2 pseudogenes are annotated in these 740 nt (G+C 42.4%); both read left to right on the forward strand.

Annotated features, from left to right (window positions below):
• Nucleotides 1-157 (forward strand): annotated as a pseudogene (locus tag A3739_RS31495) (aspartate carbamoyltransferase regulatory subunit); the annotation flags it as partial.
• Between the two features lie 293 nt (nt 158-450).
• Nucleotides 451-740: pseudogene (locus A3739_RS21390) on the forward strand (ornithine carbamoyltransferase subunit F); the annotation flags it as partial.

The following is a 740-nucleotide window of genomic DNA, read 5'->3' on the forward strand; positions in this document are numbered from 1 at the left end:
CGAATCCGTATTCAAATGCCCGAACAGTAACTGCATCACCCATGGCGAGCCCGTCAACAGCAGTTTTAAAGTGATCGTGGATCAAGAAGATGTGCGTATGAAGTGCAAATACTGTGAGCGTACTTTTGATAGTCACATCATGACTGATGCAAATTAAGATATTCGCCACTAAAAACGCCTGCTACCTTGCAGGCGTTTTTGTTTCTGACACCCAATCATTTACATACATAGATCTCACAAAGTAGTCTGACAGCAAAACGCAACTGCATTATTAGATGTAGGTCGTCTCTTCACTCAACGCAATAACCCAGGCCCTAGCTCGAGCTCTAAAATGCAATAACCAAGAGCTATACTTCTCTTGCTTTTTATATCTGATATGATGAACTGCTTTGCGAGTAGGCGATATATTACTCATGCCTACCAAATAATAATCACGCAGCGGAGGCATGCATGAGCGACGCACTTAAAGGACGTAGTTTCACTAAATTACTGGATTTTTCTCAAGCAGAGATTGCAGATCTTCTTGAGCTATCTGCCGAGTTAAAAGCGGCGAAAAAAGATGGCACAGAAACACAAGCACTCCGAAATAAAAACGTTGCCCTAATATTTGAAAAAGCATCAACACGCACACGATGCGCTTTTGAAGTGGCTGCTTTTGATCAAGGTGCGAATGTCACATATATAGGCGGCGGCTCGCAAATGGGTGAAAAAGAAACCGTTAAAGATACTGCTCGTGTTTT

Source organism: Oleiphilus sp. HI0067 (assembly GCF_001635735.1).